Source organism: Marinobacter sp. 1-4A (genome assembly GCF_016597725.1).
Taxonomy (GTDB): Bacteria; Pseudomonadota; Gammaproteobacteria; order Pseudomonadales; family Oleiphilaceae; genus Marinobacter.
Map to the genome: position 1 here is coordinate 256,902 of NZ_VCGY01000005.1, position 17,848 is coordinate 274,749.

General features: G+C 54.9%; 14 protein-coding genes. 13 read left to right on the forward strand and 1 reads right to left on the reverse strand.

Features of this window, described 5'->3' with window-relative positions; all coding sequences use genetic code 11:
• Positions 1-20 precede the first annotated feature (20 nt).
• The 8 genes from FE845_RS12810 (at position 21) to FE845_RS12845 (ending at position 11,494) form a co-directional block, all read left to right on the forward strand.
• Positions 21-1,817, forward strand: coding sequence for an acyclic terpene utilization AtuA family protein (locus FE845_RS12810; RefSeq protein ID WP_200365224.1), 1,797 nt, complete (start codon positions 21-23; stop codon positions 1,815-1,817).
• Between the two features lie 150 nt (positions 1,818-1,967).
• Complete coding sequence (locus tag FE845_RS12815; protein WP_200365226.1) at positions 1,968-2,834, forward strand: SDR family oxidoreductase; 867 nt, start codon at positions 1,968-1,970, stop codon at positions 2,832-2,834.
• Positions 2,835-2,844: 10 nt separating this feature from the next.
• A complete protein-coding gene (locus FE845_RS12820) occupies positions 2,845-4,461 on the forward strand; it encodes an acyl-CoA carboxylase subunit beta (RefSeq protein ID WP_200365228.1) in 1,617 nt (538 codons plus the stop codon).
• Between the two features lie 102 nt (positions 4,462-4,563).
• Positions 4,564-5,718 carry a citronellyl-CoA dehydrogenase gene (gene atuD / locus FE845_RS12825; RefSeq protein ID WP_200365230.1) on the forward strand — a complete coding sequence of 385 codons (1,155 nt, stop codon included), beginning with the start codon at positions 4,564-4,566 and terminating at the stop codon, positions 5,716-5,718.
• Between the two features lie 152 nt (positions 5,719-5,870).
• Positions 5,871-6,689: an enoyl-CoA hydratase/isomerase family protein gene (locus FE845_RS12830; protein WP_200365232.1), complete on the forward strand. Its 819-nt coding sequence runs from the start codon at positions 5,871-5,873 to the stop codon at positions 6,687-6,689.
• 154 nt (positions 6,690-6,843) lie between these two features.
• Positions 6,844-8,814, forward strand: a complete 1,971-nt coding sequence (locus FE845_RS12835) for an acetyl/propionyl/methylcrotonyl-CoA carboxylase subunit alpha (RefSeq protein WP_200365234.1) — start codon at positions 6,844-6,846, stop codon at positions 8,812-8,814.
• Complete coding sequence (locus tag FE845_RS12840) at positions 8,811-9,638, forward strand: SDR family oxidoreductase (protein ID WP_200365236.1); 828 nt, start codon at positions 8,811-8,813, stop codon at positions 9,636-9,638. Before FE845_RS12835 ends, FE845_RS12840 begins: the two co-directional genes overlap by 4 nt.
• A gap of 32 nt (positions 9,639-9,670) precedes the next feature.
• On the forward strand, positions 9,671-11,494 hold the full coding sequence (locus FE845_RS12845) for a long-chain-acyl-CoA synthetase (RefSeq protein WP_200365238.1): 1,824 nt from the start codon (positions 9,671-9,673) through the stop codon (positions 11,492-11,494).
• A gap of 389 nt (positions 11,495-11,883) precedes the next feature.
• Here FE845_RS12845 and FE845_RS12850 read toward each other — a convergent pair whose 3' ends face one another.
• Positions 11,884-12,864 carry an NADPH:quinone oxidoreductase family protein gene (locus FE845_RS12850; protein WP_200365240.1) on the reverse strand — a complete coding sequence of 327 codons (981 nt, stop codon included), beginning with the start codon at positions 12,862-12,864 and terminating at the stop codon, positions 11,884-11,886.
• 224 nt (positions 12,865-13,088) lie between these two features.
• On the opposite strand from FE845_RS12850, the gene FE845_RS12855 reads away from it, so the two are divergent.
• From FE845_RS12855 to FE845_RS12875, 5 genes are all read left to right on the forward strand, one after another.
• Complete coding sequence (locus FE845_RS12855; RefSeq protein WP_200365242.1) at positions 13,089-13,700, forward strand: trimeric intracellular cation channel family protein; 612 nt, start codon at positions 13,089-13,091, stop codon at positions 13,698-13,700.
• Positions 13,701-13,873: 173 nt separating this feature from the next.
• Positions 13,874-15,172, forward strand: a complete 1,299-nt coding sequence (locus tag FE845_RS12860; RefSeq protein ID WP_200365244.1) for an NCS2 family permease — start codon at positions 13,874-13,876, stop codon at positions 15,170-15,172.
• Positions 15,173-15,202: 30 nt separating this feature from the next.
• Positions 15,203-15,745 carry an adenine phosphoribosyltransferase gene (locus FE845_RS12865; RefSeq protein WP_200365246.1) on the forward strand — a complete coding sequence of 181 codons (543 nt, stop codon included), beginning with the start codon at positions 15,203-15,205 and terminating at the stop codon, positions 15,743-15,745.
• A gap of 69 nt (positions 15,746-15,814) precedes the next feature.
• Positions 15,815-16,477, forward strand: coding sequence for a fumarylacetoacetate hydrolase family protein (locus FE845_RS12870; protein WP_200365248.1), 663 nt, complete (start codon positions 15,815-15,817; stop codon positions 16,475-16,477).
• A gap of 47 nt (positions 16,478-16,524) precedes the next feature.
• Positions 16,525-17,835: an ABC1 kinase family protein gene (locus FE845_RS12875; RefSeq protein WP_200365250.1), complete on the forward strand. Its 1,311-nt coding sequence runs from the start codon at positions 16,525-16,527 to the stop codon at positions 17,833-17,835.
• The last annotated feature ends 13 nt before the right edge of the window (positions 17,836-17,848 follow it).

The following is a 17,848-nucleotide window of genomic DNA, read 5'->3' on the forward strand; positions in this document are numbered from 1 at the left end:
CAGCAACAGGATGCACAAACATGACTAGCTCACCGAAGACCATCCGCATTGGTTGTTCCTCCGCGTTTTGGGGTGACACCGAGACGGCCGCAGCACAGCTGGTGCACAAAGGTGACATCGACTATTTGGTTTCGGATTATTTGGCTGAAGTGACCATGTCAATCATGGCTGGCCAGAAGATGAAAGACCCCAGCCAAGGCTACGCTCGAGATTTCGTAGAAACCGTTATGGGTCCATCACTGGGTGACATTAAAGCAAAGGGTATTCGGGTACTGACGAACGCCGGCGGCGTGAATCCGGTGGCCTGCCGCGATGCCTTGCAAGCGCTGTGCGAAAAAGCTGGCGTAGACATGAAAATTGCGTTGGTGCTTGGGGATGACCTGCTACCCAAAAAGCAGGCTTTGAGTGAAGCTGGCATCACCGAAATGGCCACTGGCGAACCCCTGCCCGCGATGATGGTAAGCCTGAACGCCTACCTTGGAGCTTCTGGCTTGGCTGCCGCTTTGGATCAGGGCGCAGACATTGTTCTTACTGGCCGGGTGGTCGACAGCGCTTTGGTGCTCGCGCCTCTGGTTCACGAATTCGGTTGGGACTGGAAGGATTACGACAAATTGGCCCAAGCCAGCCTTGCTGGCCACCTGCTGGAGTGCGGCGCGCAATCTACAGGCGGCAACTTTACCGATTGGGAAGACGTTGCGGACGGCTTCGCCGATATGGGCTTCCCGATTGCAGAAGTCAGCGCAAGTGGCGAGTTCGTTGTTACCAAACCGGAAGGCACGGGTGGTCTGGTAAGCCGAGGCACGGTCGCCGAGCAACTGGTTTACGAAATTGGCGATCCCCGAGCGTATTTTCTGCCTGATGTGACCTGCGATTTTACCGACGTTGAACTGGTAGAAAGCGGACCGGACAGAGTAACGGTTAGCGGTGCGCGCGGCTTGCCACCCACCGACAGCTACAAAGTGTCTGGCACTTGGCCGGACGGTTTCAAATGCACCGCAACCTTCCTGCTTGCGGGTATTGATGCCTCGAAGAAGGCGCAGGCAGTGGCCGAAGCCATTCTCACGAAAACATCACGCCTGTTTCAGGAGCGTGGCCTGCCGGACTACACCGAAACCAGTATCGAACTGCTGGGCACGGAAACCACGTACGGTAAGCAGGGCCGCGGCCATGGCACTCGGGAAATCATTGTGAAAATTAGTGCCGCCCACGCAAAGAAGGGAGCCTTGGTGCTTTTCTCCCGAGAGATAGCACAAGCCGCTACCGGCATGGCACCCGGCCTGACGGGCATTGTGGGTGGTCGACCAGCCGTTTGGCCCAAGATTCGCCTCTATTCCTGCCTGGTCCCCAAGAGCGAAGTGACGGTTTCTGTTGATCTGAACGGTCAGGTAACCCCCATTGCTGTCGATTCCACAGGTGGCTTCCAGCCCGGTCTGATCAAGGATCAAGCCTCAATCGAAGCCGCTTCGGCGACCGATACCACTGTGCCCCTGATTGATTTGGCTTGGGCCCGCAGCGGCGACAAAGGCGACCATAGCAACATTGGCGTTATTGCTCGCAAACCCGAGTTTGTTCCCTTTATTGCAGCTGCATTGAGTGCAGAGGCTGTGGCCGATTGGATGGAGCACACACTGAATCCGGAAACCGGCAAGGTCACTCGCTGGACACTGCCCGGGCTGCATGCATTCAACTTTCTGCTGGAGCACAGCCTGGGCGGAGGTGGCGTTGCCAGCCTGCGCATTGATCCGCAGGGCAAGGCGTTTGCGCAGCAGTTGCTGGAATTTCCGGTGCCGGTGCCTGCGGGGCTGGTTCGTTCCTGATTCTATGGAGCATGCACTCTGGCTGGCCGCCCCTCCCGAGACACGCCGTAAATACGTCCCTGTAGGCTTGGCCGCAGCATCCATGCTGCTCACAGTCCCGGGAGGGACGGCCAGCCAGAGCGCTCATACATTGAGCAAGGTTGTTAAATTATGAGTTATCAATCCGTTTTTCACCCTGATCTGTTCAAGGGTCAAGTATTTATAGTGACCGGGGGCGGCTCTGGCATCGGACGCTGCACCGCGCACGAACTGGCCTCGCTTGGTGCCAAAGTTGCACTGGTAGGCCGCAAAGTCGAAAAAGTTGGAGCCGTAAAAGCAGAAATTGTTGAAGACGGCGGCATTGCTTCGGCTCACGTATGCGATATCCGCGAGGAAGAGTCTGTAAAAGCCACGGTGAAAGCCATTATCGCAGAGCATGGCGGCCTGAACGGCGTGGTCAACAATGCTGGCGGCCAGTTCCCTTCTCCTCTGGCGGGCATCAACCAGAAAGGCTGGGAGACTGTGGTTCGCACCAACCTCACCGGTGGATTTTTGATGGCGCGAGAGGCCTATACGCAGGCACTTTCGAAAACCGGCGGCGCCATCGTGAATATTGTGGCGGATATGTGGGGCGGTATGCCGGGCATGGGGCACTCGGGTGCCGCAAGAGCTGGCATGGTGAATTTCACCCAGACAGCCGCTGTGGAATGGGGCACCTCTGGCGTTCGCGTGAATGCAGTTGCGCCGGGCTGGATTGCCTCCAGCGGCATGGATAACTACCCCGAGCACATGAAGCAGTGGATTCGTAGCCTTGGCGATAACGTGCCCATCAAACGCATGGGCACAGAATCGGAAGTGAGCTCGGCCATCTGTTTTTTACTGAGCCCCGGAGCCTCTTTTGTGAATGGCGACTGCCTGCGCATTGATGGCGCAGCGTCTCAGGGCGGTCGTGTATGGCCGTTCCCGAAGGCAAAGAACAACGAGCCGTACAACGGTTTTCATCGGGCAGTCACGCCTAAAGTGCTTAGCGAGGGTTAAGGAACTTCTTATGCAAACACTGGAAACCAACATTAATCCCCAGTCCGACGAGTTTCGCGGCAACATCGAGGCGATGAATGCGCACATCCAGACCTTTCGGGATGTAGAGCAAAAGGTTCTTGATCTGGCCGAGGCAGCACGGGAAAAGTTCACCAAGCGCGGGAAACTCCTGCCCAGAGATCGCATCAATCGTTTGCTGGATCGTGGTACACCGTTTCTGGAGCTTTGTTCTCTCGCCGGCTACAAAATGCACGATGACAAAGACGGCAGCATGGCCGGCGGCGGTATTATCGCCGGCATAGGAACCGTTAGCGGCATCCGCTGCCTGGTAGTTGCAAGCAACAGCGCCATCAAAGGCGGCACCATTACGCCTGCGGGTCTGGACAAAACCTTGCGCCTGCAGCAGATCGCCAAAGAGAACAAACTGCCGATCGTCTCCCTGTCCGAAAGTGGCGGCGCCAATCTCAACTACGCCACGGATATTTTCGTGCAGGGCGCACGTGGGTTTGCCAATCAGGCGCGCATGTCTGCCGCCGGGCTACCGCAGGTTACCGTAGTACACGGCAACGCCACCGCTGGCGGCGCCTATCAGCCCGGCTTGTCGGATTACGTGATCGCGGTCCGCGGCAAAGCCAAGATGTTCCTCGCTGGCCCTCCCTTGCTGAAGGCGGCGACCGGTGAAATAGCGGACGACGAAGAGCTTGGCGGCGCAGAAATGCACGCCCAGATTGCCGGTACCGTCGAATATTTAGCCGAAGACGACGCAGACGGCATCCGCCAGGCCAGAAACGTCATGGAAGCTCTGCCATGGAATGAACAGCTACCACCACAGCGCGAGCTAAAATGGGAAGAGCCTCTTTATCCTGCGGAAGAGCTACTGGGCGTTATCCCCTCGGATTCCAAAAAGCCCTACGACGTGCGCGAGATTCTGGCGCGCATTAGTGACGGCTCGAAGTTCATGGATTTCAAGAATGAGTTCGACAGCCAGACCGTATGCGGCACCATTCGCGTAGAAGGACACTCCGTCGGCATCATCGGCAATAACGGCCCGATCACCCCGGCCGGTAGCGCTAAGGCAGCCCAGTTTATCCAGCTCTGCGATCAGGCAGGCACACCCTTATTGTTCCTCCACAACACCACAGGCTTCATGGTGGGCACGCACTCCGAGCAGAACGGCATCATCAAAAACGGCTCGAAAATGATTCAGGCTGTTGCCAACTGCCGCGTACCTAAGGTTGCGGTTGTGATTGGCGGCTCCTACGGCGCGGGCAACTACGCCATGTGTGGTCGCGGTCTTGACCCCCGCTTCATCTTCGCATGGCCCAACAGCCGAACCGCCGTTATGGGCCCGGCTCAGGCAGGCAAGGTTATGCGCATTGTGGCGGAAGACAAGCAGCGCCGCAGCGGTGTCGAGCCCGATCCAAAAACCCTCGATTTTCTGGAGCAAGCCACTGCCAAAAAACTGGAAGATGGCTCCACGGCCCTGTTTGGTACAGCCCGGTTATGGGATGACGGACTGATTGATCCACGGGATACCCGAAGAGTTGTGGCACTGGTACTCGACATGTTCCGGGAAGCCGATGCCCGCCAACTCCGACCCAACACGTTTGGCGTAGCGCGGCTCTGATCGGCGCTGATACAAACCGCCAACATACTGGCAATCAAAAGACAGAATGCGTGCTTCAAACAAGCGAAAGCACGAACCAAAAAACAGCAGGAGATTAAAACCGTGAAATTCACAGCCGAACACGAAGCCCTGAGAAAAACCGTCCGCGATTTCGTGCAGAAAGAAATCAACCCCCATTGCGACGAATGGGAAGAAGCTGGCCAGTTCCCCATTCACGAACTGTTCAAAAAACTGGGCAACCTTGGCCTACTGGGCATCCAGAAGCCCGAAGAATACGGCGGCATGGGGCTGGACTACAGCTACAACCTTGTAGCAGCTGAAGAGCTGGGTATGGCCAACTGCGGCGGCGTACCCTTGGCAATTGGCGTTCAGACAGACATGTGCACACCTGCTATCGCCCGCTTCGGTTCTGACGAACTGAAACGCACCTTTCTAGCGCCCGCGATAGCCGGTGACATGGTGGGCTGCATAGGCGTGAGCGAAGTAGGTGCCGGTTCCGATGTGGCTGGTTTGAAAACCACCGCAAAGAAAGACGGTGACGATTACATCATCAACGGCTCCAAAATGTGGATCACCAACAGTCCTCAGGCAGACTTCATTTGCCTGCTGGCTAATACAAGTGACGACAAGCCACATAAAAACAAATCACTGATCGTAGTTCCTATGAATACTCCGGGGATAACCTTCAGCCCGCATTTGAACAAACTGGGCATGCGCTCTTCCGAAACTGCCCAGATTTTCTTCGACGATGTGCGCGTTCCCCAGCGCTACCGCATTGGCGCCGAAGGGACTGGCTTCATGATGCAGATGCTGCAATTTCAGGAAGAGCGTCTCTGGGGTGCTGCGAACGTTATCAAAGCGCTGGAAAACTGCATCGACCAGACCATTGAGTACTGCCGTGAGCGCAAGACCTTCGGCACGCCACTGATCGACAACCAGGTCATTCACTTCCGTCTGGCCGAGCTGCAAACCGAAGTAGAGGCTCTGCGCGCCCTGACTTACAAGGCTTGTGAGCTGCACATTGAAGGCAAGGACGTAACCAAACTCGCCTCCATGGCCAAACTGAAAGCTGGCCGTCTGGGCCGTGAAGTGACCGACAGCTGCCTGCAGTACTGGGGCGGTAACGGATTCATGTGGGACAACCCGGCATCCCGTGCCTTCCGTGATGTGCGATTGGTGTCTATCGGCGGTGGTGCTGACGAAATCATGTTGGGGATCATTTGCAAGCTTATGGGCACCTTGCCTGGCAAGCGCTAAGGCTGAAGCTTGGTGCCAGACCGGCAGCCCGGTTGAACTCTTCAGGACACGCCCGCGAGTGCAGGGCTCGATCGGGCCATCCCTGGCCCTCAACGGTCCTGAAGAGTTCAACCGGGCTACCGGCCCCAAAATAATGTTCGTGGAGTCGTTTTATGGAAACCTTGCCTCATTGCGAAACACTGCTTCTGGAAAAACAGGGGCCAGCCCTACACGTCACCATCAACCGGCCAGAGTCCCGGAACGCCATGAGCCTGCAAATGGTGGCAGAGCTGTCCACAATCTTTACCGAAGTAGAATCTGATACCAGCATCCGCGCCGTGGTTATCCGTGGTTCCGGCGGCCATTTCTGTGCAGGCGGCGACATCAAAGACATGGCTGGTGCGCGTAACCAGAAAGCTGGAGAAGGCGAAGCTGACCCCTTTTACGTTCTGAATCGCGCCTTTGGGGCGATGATTCAGCAAGTGAACGAATCCTCCAAGGTCGTCATCGCCATCACCGAAGGTGCGGTAATGGGCGGCGGTTTTGGATTGGCCTGCGTCTCCGACGTTGCTATCGCGGGGCCCACCGCGAAATTCGGCATGCCGGAAACGACCCTCGGCATCCTCCCTGCCCAGATTGCCCCATTTGTCGTCGAGCGAATTGGCCTGACCCAAGCCCGCCGACTTGCACTGCTTGGCTTGAGAATCGGTGCGGAAGAAGCCTGCGCACTGGGCATTGTGCACCAGGTCGCATCATCAGACGTCGAGTTGGAAGATATGCTAGCTCACACTGTTGAGCGCGTGCGCAACTGTGCACCAACCGCCACAGCACAGACCAAAGCCCTGCTCCACCGGGTTGGACACGAATCCATGAGCGGCTTACTCGACAGCGCCGCCGAAATGTTCGCCGCAGCCGTTAAAGGCAGCGAGGGCAACGAGGGCACCATGGCGTTCATGCAAAAGCGCCCACCAGCCTGGGCAGACACGAAATAAATTAGAGGGAGTGAGGGGCGGTGAGAAAGTGTTCAGGAAATGTCGGCGGCCAAGGATGGCCGACGTCAAGCGCACATGGATGTGCTCGTAGCGATTTCCTGAACACTTTCTCGCCGCCCCTCACGGACAGGCACAAATTTACGAGACAAGCGCTATGCTGAAAAAGTTACTAATAGCCAACCGAGGCGAAATCGCAGTCCGCGTTATTCGCACCGCCAAAGCCCTCGGGTACCGCACTGTAGCCGTCTACTCCGAGGCAGATGCCAACGCCATGCACACCGAACTGGCAGACGAAGCCGTTTGCATAGGCCCCGCACAAGTATCTGCATCTTACTTGAATGCCGACGCCATACTCGATGCCGCCCGCAAAACCGGCGCCGACTGCATCCACCCCGGCTATGGTTTCCTCTCTGAAAACTCCAGCTTCTCCAATGCCTGCAAAGAAGCCGGCATCGTATTCGTAGGCCCGCCAGCGGGCGCCATCGAACTCATGGGCAGCAAGCGACGCTCCAAAATCGCCATGCAAAAAGCAGGTGTACCGGTTGTGCCCGGATACGAAGGCGACAACGCCAGCGACGATGAGCTGATCGCCGCAGCAGCAGACATTGGCTACCCACTAATGATCAAAGCCTCTGCCGGTGGTGGTGGCCGAGGCATGCGTCTGGTGCACAGCGAATCCGAACTGGCCGACAACATCAAACGGGCACGCTCTGAATCCAAGCAAGCCTTTGGCGACGACGAACTGATCCTCGAAAGAGCAGTAATCGAACCCCGCCACGTAGAAATTCAGGTGTTCGCCGACCAACACGGCAATGCCGTCTATCTGGGCGAACGGGATTGCTCCGTACAACGCCGTCACCAGAAGGTCGTTGAAGAAGCACCCTCCCCCTTCGTGACCCCCGAACTTCGCGCCGCCATGGGCGAAGCCGCTGTTAAAGCGGCACTCGCCTGCAACTACGAAGGCGCGGGCACCGTTGAATTCCTCGTCGATAAAGACCGCAACTTCTACTTCCTGGAAATGAACACCCGCCTGCAGGTAGAACACCCGGTTACAGAACTGATTACCGGGCAGGATCTAGTGGCTTGGCAGCTTACCGTTGCCGAAGGCCTGAAACTGCCACTGGTTCAGAATGACATTGAGCTGAGCGGCCACGCCATCGAAGTTCGGCTATACGCTGAAGACCCATCGAACGGATTTACACCACAGACCGGACCTCTGCATGTATTCCAACCCGCAGAAGGTGAGGGCCTGCGGTATGACACAGGTGTTCGCTCCGGCGATGAAATAACGCCGCACTACGACCCTATGCTTGCAAAAGTCATCGCCTGGGGTGAAAACCGGGACGAAGCGCGCCGCCGCCTGATCCGCGCGCTAGAAGATACAACCGTATTCGGTGTTACCACCAACCGATATTTCCTCGGCCGAATCATTGCAGACAGCACCTTTGGTGCCGGTGAAGCAACCACGGCATTCTTGCAACAGGCCTTTAGCGAAGACCCATCGCTGCAGCCGACCAAACCAACAATCCGCCAGCTCGCACTCGCAGCCTGTGTACTGGCTCACGGCACCAGCGGTCAGGAAGCTTGGAGCAATGCACCGGCTACACATACACCAATGAAGCTCAGCACAGGCGACGAAGTGGTTGAGCTACTGGTGCAAAACAGCGGCAACAAGCTTATCTGCCGCTTGGGTGACGAACGCCACGAATTGACCGTTACCAGCATGAGTAATGGCACGTTATGCATTATCGACAAGGATATTCGTCAGCGTTGCCAATATCACCGCGACGGAGATTCCCTATATTTGCAGGCGTTCGGAGAGTCGTGGTCGGTGACTGATGTCACTCATCAACCGGCTGCTGGAGCAAACGGCGCAGGAAGTGGGCGCATTCAAGCCTCAATGGATGGTGCGATCATCGACGTTCTAGCAGAGCCGGGGCAAACGGTGCGCCAAGGCGACACCCTCGTGATACTCGAAGCCATGAAAATGGAGCACCCGGTGAAGGCAGACTGCGACGGCGTCGTAGCTCAAATCCTAACCAGCAAAGGTGATCAGGTGAAGCGTAATCAATTGTTGGTGGAAGTGGCCACCGGCGAAGCATCCGAACAGGAGAGCAATAAATGAACACACTGAAAAACCAAACTGTATTTATCACCGGCGCCAGTCGTGGCATCGGCCGCGCCATCGCCCTCGCCTGTGCACGTCAGGGCGCGAACGTTATTATCGCAGCAAAGTCGGACACACCTCACCCCAAGCTGCCAGGCACCATCCACACAGTAGCTGAAGAAGTTCATGCAGCGGGCGGCCAGGCGCTACCGTTGGTGCTCGACGTGCGCGATGAAGATCAGATCAAGCAGCGCATTGATGAAGCCGCTGAACACTTTGGCGGCATTGACGCCCTGATCAACAACGCCGGCGCCATTCGCCTAACGGGCGTAGAAAACCTGAAGGTCAGCCGCTTCGATTTATTGCATCAAGTAAACGCGCGTGCTGTGCTTGCATGCAGCCAAGCAGCTCTACCCTGGCTCAAAAAATCCAAACGCGCCCACATTCTGAGCATGTCTCCGCCGCTGAACCTTGATCCAAAATGGTTTGCTCAGTTCGGACCATACACGTCTACAAAATACGCCATGACCATGATCAGCATCGGCATGGCTCAGGAGTTTAAACGTTACGGCATTGCCGTTAACACGCTTTGGCCGAAAACGCTTATCTCGACCGCTGCCATTGAGCATGAAGCGGGCGGAGCGCAAATGATGGCCCAAGGCCGGACTCCCGAGATCATGGCAGATGCAGCGGTAAGCATCCTGAACCATTCCATTGAAGAAATGACCGGGCAAAACTTGATAGACGAAGACGTGTTGCGCCAGGACGGCGTAACCGATTTTGAAGGCTACCGTTATGAGGCCAATGACAAGCCGCTGTTGCCAGACCTCTATTTGGACTAGCCCTAACTTATAAAAAACCTGACGGAAAGACCATGAGCCAAGATAACGTTACTGCGATGGATCTAATGCGCAGCCTGCCGGGAGTCTTCAAACGACTTCCGGCAATTGCCAAAGGCTATTACTACTACTCAGTGAAAAATGCGAGCAAACCCCTCACCCTCGGAACTCTCGTAGAGAAGAATGCCGAAAAATACCGGGATAAAACGGCTATTTTGTTTGAGGATCGCAGCATCACCTGGGGCGAATTCAATGCCTGGTCCAATCGCATTGCGGCTTATCTTCAAGCTCAGGGTCTGAAAAAGGGCGACTCAATTGCAGTATTACTTGAGAATCGCCCGGAAATTCTGGCAGTGGTCGCAGGCGCGGCCAAGATTGGCGTTGCCTGCGCCATGCTAAACTCCTCCCAAAGAGGCAAGGTGCTGGAACACAGCATTAACCTGACAAGCCCAAAAATGATTGTGGTTGGTGAAGAACTGGTGTCTTCATTTGATGACATCAAAGCCAGCCTCCAGCTTGATCATCCCAGTCCATTTCTGTTCCTTGCTGACAGCAACACCCTGAACTCCTATGGTGATGCGCCTTCGGGCTACGCCAACATGGCACAGCAGGTGAGCACCTTTAACAGCAACAATCCGGAGCTGAGCGACCCGCCCAGAACCGGCGATACTGCAATTTTCCTGTTTACCTCCGGTACCACCGGCCTGCCCAAGGCCGCACCCGGATCACACACCAAGTTCATAAAGGCCTATGGCGGCTTTGGGATGATGGCGCTTTCAATGACGCCAGACGACGTCTTCTACTGCACCCTGCCCTTGTATCACGGTACCGGTCTGGTGGTGTGCTGGAGCACTGCTCTGGCGGGAGGTTCTGCCTTCGCCCTGCGCCGGAAATTCTCCGCTAGCGCCTTCTGGGACGACGTGCGCCGCTACGATGCAACAGCCTTCGGTTACATTGGTGAACTCTGCCGCTACCTGCTTAATCAGCCGCCAAGTGACCAGGATCGCAACCATCGCCTGACCAAAATGCTGGGCAATGGTTTACGGCCCTCTATCTGGAGTGAGTTCAAAGATCGTTTCGGTATTGAAACCGTCTCGGAACTCTATGCGTCCAGTGAAGGTAACGTTGGTTTCAGTAACTTCTTCAATATGGACAACACCGTCGGCCTGTCTACAGCGCCGTACAAACTGGTCAAATTCCACGACGGCACCCGGGATCCGATTCGCAATGAGAAAGGCGTACTAGAGGAAGCCGAGAAAGGCGAGCCAGGCCTGCTCATTAGCGAGAACACGAAGAAATGGGCTTTTGAAGGCTATACCCAGAAAGAAGCCACCGAAAAATCCCTCATCCGGGATGCATTCAAAAAAGGCGATGCCTGGTTCAACACGGGTGATGTTTTAAAATCAATCGGTTGTGGGCATCTCCAGTTTGTGGATCGAATGGGCGACACTTTCCGCTGGAAAGGCGAGAACGTTTCAACTAACGAGGTGGAAAATATTATCGACTGTTCTGGCATGGTCGAGGAAGCCATCGTTTATGGCGTGGAGATTCCGAAAACCAATGGCAAGGCTGGTATGGTTACGTTGGTACCGAGCAAGGGTAGTTTCGATATCAACAAGCTGCTGACCTACTTGCAGACTAATCTGCCTGCTTATGCGGTTCCCGTATTTATTCGTGTGACTGAAGCCATCGAAAAAACCGGAACCTTCAAGTACCGCAAGGTGGATATTCAGAAAGCTGGCTACGCGCTGGAGCGCCCTAATGAGGAGGTTTATGCGTGGCTGCCAAAAACTGAGGGTTACACACTGCTGACCCCTGACTTGGTTTCGGATATTGATTCTGGGCAGTTTAATTTCTGAGCATATCGTTGCCTTCAGATTATGGCCCTAGCCTTTTAGATCGAGGTTAGCCATGCAGGGCGGGTCTTCCCAAAAACCGCTACAAGCACATCCATGTGCGCTTGTTTCGGGCCATCCTTGGCCCTCTACATTTTTGGGAAGACCCGCCCTACATGGCTTTTGCGATATCGTGCGATAGTCCTTAAAACAGAAACCCTTTTCTATTTATGAAAGCGCATTACTGGAGATAACTAAGAAGCTGGATAGTGAGAGTGAGCGCCCCCTCCCAAAAATGTCTGCGGCCATGGATGGCCGCAGTCAAGCCCACATGGATGTGCTCGTAGCGTTTTTTGGGAGGGGGCGCTCACTCTCACCTACACCCAAGCCATCAGGCTACAAACGGTCAAAACTCAAGAGCCAATCTTCAGCACCACCTTGCCAGTGGCACGTCGCTCAGTGAGCGCACCCAAAGCCTTGGCGTAATCCTCGAATTCGTATACCTCACTGATGTTTGGGTCAATTTTGCCTTCAGCATAGAGCTTCATCAGCTCCATCATATTCTGGGCGCTGGCCTCCGGCTCACGCTGAGTGAAACTGCCCCAGAAAACGCCAACAACCGAACAGCCCTTCAGCAGAGTCAGGTTGGCAGGAATTTTCGGAATGTCGCCAGCAGCGAAACCGATGATCAAATGGCGACCGTTCCATGCCATGGCACGCAAAGCCTGCTCGGTGAAATCACCACCTACGGGATCATAAATCACATCCACGCCCTTGCTATTCGTCAGGCGCTTCACGGCGTCCTTAAGGGGCTCTTCGGTATAGTTGATCAATTCATCTGCACCAGCCGCCTTGGCAATCTCCAGCTTCTCGGCGGAGCTGGCAGCAGCGATCACGCGGGCGCCCATGGCCTTTCCTAGCTCCACGGTGGCCAAGCCCACCCCACCACTGGCACCCAGCACCAAAAGGCTCTCGCCCGGCTGAATATTGGCGCGCTGTTTGAGGGCGTAGTACGAGGTGCCGTATACCATGGTAAATGCAGCGGCTTTTTCATCACTCATGCCTTTCGGTATTGGCAGAAGGTTGTGCTCAGGTACGATGACTTCTTCAGCAAAGGCGCCGTAGCCCGTCAACCCAGCCACACGGTCACCGATTTTAAATCGGGTTACCTTGTCCCCTGCTGCAATGACTTCACCAGACAACTCACCACCGGGGGAGAATGGCATGGTCGGCTTGAGCTGGTACTTGCCTTCTATAATCAGAGTATCGGGAAAGTTCAGTCCCGCCGCTTTTACGCGAACTTTAACTCCGCGACCTTTGGCTTCGGGGCTAGGTACATCCTCAATAACGAGGGATTCGGCTGGACCATATTCTTTGCAGAGAATCGCTTTCATGGTGACTCCTTTGATAAAACTCTATTGTTATCGAATCTCGCAAAGCTAAACAGACTCTCCCCATGAAGCAAATAAAGAACCTTTATCCATATCTATAAATACAGCTTATACCCCATCCATCAAAGACACGGGCCAGCAGATGAATCGGGCGCAGTTTTCAGCTATTCTTCGCGTTCCTGATCCAAGCTGTTCAAAAACCGTCCGCCCTCCTTTCAGGATGTCTCATGCCAGATATTATTTACTCCCTTGAAATGATAGGAATTATCGCCTTCGCCATATCAGGCATGATGGTTGCCCGCTCCAAAAACATGGACCCGGTTGGTGTATTTACCATCGGGTTTATTACTGCTCTGGGGGGCGGGACGTTGCGCGATCTAATTATGGATAACCATCCGGTGTACTGGATCAAACATGAAGAGCAGCCCATTCTAATTCTCGCCATGGCGGTGGTATTCAGCTATTGGAAGCACACGGAGCGTATTCGCCCATCATGGATTGTGTTTCCGGATGCCATAGGGCTTGGTATTTTTTCGATTCTCGGAGCGCAGCTGGCGCTCGATCTGGGCCACTCGTGGTTTATCGCATCGCTGCTAGGCGTGATGACCGGTACGTTTGGCGGTGCGCTGCGAGATACGCTCTGTAACGATGTGCCTTTTATTTTTCGTAAGGATCAAATCTACGCATCTATTTCCTTTGCGGGCTGCTGGCTTTATTTCCTTTGCCAGTGGGGGCTCGAGAGCGAGGCCTTGTCGTTAACCATTGGGCTTCTCTTTATCGTTATTGTCCGCATGGCAGCGGTGCGTTTTGATATACGCTTACAGCGTGACCCCACGTAAAGCCGATGCCTAGGGACTCTAACCTTGTGCCCTTAATCATCACTTGGCGGGACAACCCTCAACCGGTAAGATTACCGTTTTTTCACGCAGTCTTTATTCGATTACCAACTGTTTTCCGTTCTTAACAGACTCCAAACCCTACACTCTGGCATCCTGAGAGGCAGACACCCGTCATGCTCGAACGACTGTTCCAACTCCAGGCCCACGGCACCAACGTTCGTAAAGAACTGGTTGCGGGCATCACCACCTTCCTGACCATGGCCTATATTATTGTGGTCAACCCCAGCATCCTGTCCTCAACAGGTATGGATTTCGGGGCTGTCTTTGTCGCCACCTGTTTGGCTGCAACCATAGGCACCCTGATTATGGGCCTTTGGGCCAACTACCCGATCGCTTTGGCACCGGGGATGGGGCTAAACGCTTTTTTCTCCTTCACCGTTGTGGGCAGTCTTGGATATAGCTGGCAGGTGGCACTGGGCGCTGTTTTCCTTTCAGGCCTGATCTTCTTCCTGTTGAGTATTTTCAAGATCCGCGAATGGATTATAAACAGCATCCCCATGTCTTTGCGCTTCGGGATTTCTGCCGGTATCGGCTTCTTCTTGGCGCTTATCGCCCTGAAAAACGCGGGTATAGTGGTAGATCACCCTGCAACGCTGGTTGGCTTAGGTGAACTGAAAACCGCAGAGAGCCTGCTGTTCTTTGGCGGGTTTGTTCTGATCTGCGCCCTGTCTTTCCGCCGCATAACCGGCGCGGTAATGATTGGTATTATTGCAGTCACCGTGATTGCCATGATGCTGGGCCTAGTAGAGTACAAGGGTTTTGTCTCCGCCCCACCAAGCTTGGCACCCACGTTCATGCAGTTGGACATTGCCGGTGCGTTGAATGTTGGCATGATCAGCGTTGTGTTCGCGTTTTTGTTTGTGGATCTGTTTGATACCTCAGGCACGCTGATAGGTGCCGCGCAGCGCGGCGGCCTGCTGGACAAAGACGGCAAGCTGCCACGCCTTGGCCGTGCTCTGATGTCTGACTCTGTGGCCACCATGTCTGGCGCTGCTCTCGGCACCTCAACCACCACCAGCTACATTGAATCCACTGCGGGCATTTCCGCCGGTGGGCGCACCGGCCTAACCTCTGTCGTTGTTGCCTTGCTGTTTCTCGCTTGCCTTCTGCTTTCACCCATTGCCAGCATTATCCCAGCCTACGCTACAGCGCCAGCGCTGCTTTACGTTGCTGTGTTGATGGCCAGCGGGCTGAAACTGATAGACTGGGACGACATTACTGAAGCCGCACCAGCAGTAGTAACAGCGCTGATGATGCCCCTTACATTCTCAATCGCCAACGGCATAGCACTGGGCTTTATCACTTACGCTGTCATCAAAGCTCTAAGCGGGCGCTGGTCAGATCTGAACGCAAGTGTTGTGGTGATCGCCATCGTTTTCATCCTGAAATTCATGTTTTTGGACGCAGGTTAAACTGCGTCCAGACCAAGAGCCTGACTTTTTATGGATTACTTCTCTCAAAGCATCAAACAAGCCATCCGCACCGTGCCGGACTGGCCCAAGCCCGGCGTTGCTTTCCGGGATATCACCACGGTTCTGCAGGATAAAACAGCCTTCCGAAAACTGATCGATGCCTTCGTGCACCGCTACCACGGCCATAAAATTGATGCTGTGGCCGCTGTGGATGCCCGGGGATTCATCATTGGCTCGGCGCTCGCCTACGAGCTCAACGCATCACTGGTTTTGGTACGTAAGAAGGGCAAACTGCCGTTCGACACACTTGTTGAAGACTACGAACTGGAGTACGGAACCGCCTCGGTGGAGCTGCACCAAGATGCGTTCAAGCCCGGCGATCAGGTGGTGCTGGTGGACGACTTGATCGCAACTGGCGGCACCATGCTCGCAGCAGCCCGGCTGATCCGCCGCATTGGCGCGGACATTGTGGAAGTGGCTGCCATGATCGATCTCCCCGATCTTGGCGGGTCGACCAAGCTGCAGGAAGAGGGGCTGAAGGTCTATACTGTGTGTTCGTTTGAGGGCGAATAGCAGCGTCGTCCTCCCCGCGCGCAATTAAACGCGCGGCTAAGAACACTACCAGAATATCTGGAGGTCGATATGGATCAGTATCAGCATCATTGGAAAGATGGCACACCGGTACACCTGCCTTTGGGCAAGATCGTCTGCGTTGGCCGGAACTACGCCGAGCACGCCAAAGAACTCGACAATCCGGTGCCGACCGAACCTCTGCTGTTTATCAAGCCAGCCACCTCGGCCGTCCATGTAACCCGGCCTCTAAGCTTTGCCGCCCACCACGCTCAGGTACACTTTGAAACCGAACTGGCTGTGCTGATTGGCAAGCCTCTTACCAACGCTTCTGCCAGCGAGGCTCAGGCGGCTATTCTCGGTTACGGTCTGGCGCTGGATTTAACTTTGCGGGATTTGCAAAGCCAACTGAAGGAAAAAGGACACCCTTGGGAGCGGGCCAAAGCGTTTGATGGTGCCTGCCCTTTATCGCCGTTTGTAGCTGCGGAACACTTCCGTAATGACCATATACTCTTCAGCCTCAATATCGACGAGCAGCGTCAACAAAGCGGTGATACCAGAGACATGCTGTTCCCGACTATTCCGCTGCTCGCTCATATCAGTAGTCATTTCACACTGTTACCGGGCGATGTAGTGCTCACGGGAACACCCAAGGGAGTTGGCCCACTGCACTCGGGTCAAACTCTGGCGCTGCAACTGGAGGATCAGTTGTCTGTTTCCACCAAAGTGGTTTAACCTGGACTGACACAATCTTTCTATCTAAAGAGTACGTATAGTCAGGCATGGCAAAAAAACCGGTTACCTCACGCAGTGGTCGTTTCTTTAAGCTTGCTGGCATGACTGCCTCGGTGGCAGGCCAGTATGCGGGCCAGAAAGCCCGCAGCCTGTTCAGCAGCGAGAATGACGACGGCGCCCGCAGCGAAAGCTATGCCCGCATGGCCAACCGCATTACCGATACCCTCGGTGAGATGAAAGGTGCGGCCATGAAAGTGGGCCAGATTGCCTCCCAAACTCAGGATTTTCTGCCCCGGGAGTTCTCTGATGCGCTGCAGAAACTACAGAAAGAAGCGCCGCCCATGCCGTTCGAGGTTATTCTTGAGCAGGTAGAGACGGAACTGGGAAAACCGGTTGGCGAGCTATTCGAGTATCTGCAAGAAACACCCTATGCGGCCGCATCCATCGGTCAGGTGCACCGCGCCCGGCTGCACGACGGTACAGATGTCATTGTGAAGGTGCAGTACCCAGGGGTGGATGAATCCTGCGATTCCGATCTGAAGCAGTTGCGCCTTGCTTTAAAGCTTGGCGGCCTACTAAAGATGCCGAAAGAGTCGGTAGATCAGCTGTTCACGGAGATTCGCGAGCGTCTGAGGGAGGAGTTGGATTATGAGAACGAGGCCCGCAACATCGATTTGTTCCGGGAGTTTCATAAAAACGATCCATGGGTGATTATTCCTGCTGTCATTCCCAGCCATTCGACCCGTCATGTGCTGACGCTTGCGCTTGAGGAAGGCGATCATGTGAGCGAGGTGACGCCGGAGCGCTATGATCAGGCTACGATCAATCTGATTGGCCACCGTATGTTTACTACTATGGCGGATCAGTTATTCCGCTTTCAGTGCATTCATGGCGACCCTCATGCCGGAAACTTTGCGTATCGGCCGGATGGCAGTGTTGTGATGTACGATTTCGGCTGCGTTAAGAAGCTGAAGCCGGAGATTGTTGAGGCTTACCGTAATGCGGTTACGGCGGCGCTGGCTGAGGACTATAAGGCGCTGGATTCTTATCTGATTGATTTGGGTGCCCGGGTTGGGAGTCAGCCGGCCATTGATGAGGCCTATTACGCGATGTGGCGGGATATTCTTGTGGTGCCGTTTGATTCTGAGCAGCCTTATGATTTTGGTGAGTCAAGTATTCATAAGCATGTGGCGGCGAAGACGAGTACGGTGTTCAAATATTTGGATTCGTTTAAGCCGCCGGTTGAGAGTATTTTTATTGATCGGATGATTGCGGGGCACTATTGGATGCTGAAGCGGCTGGGGGTTCAGGCTGCTTTTGGGGAGGAGCTTCGTAAGTATCTTGCTGAGTCTCGCTAGCCGGTTAATCTGG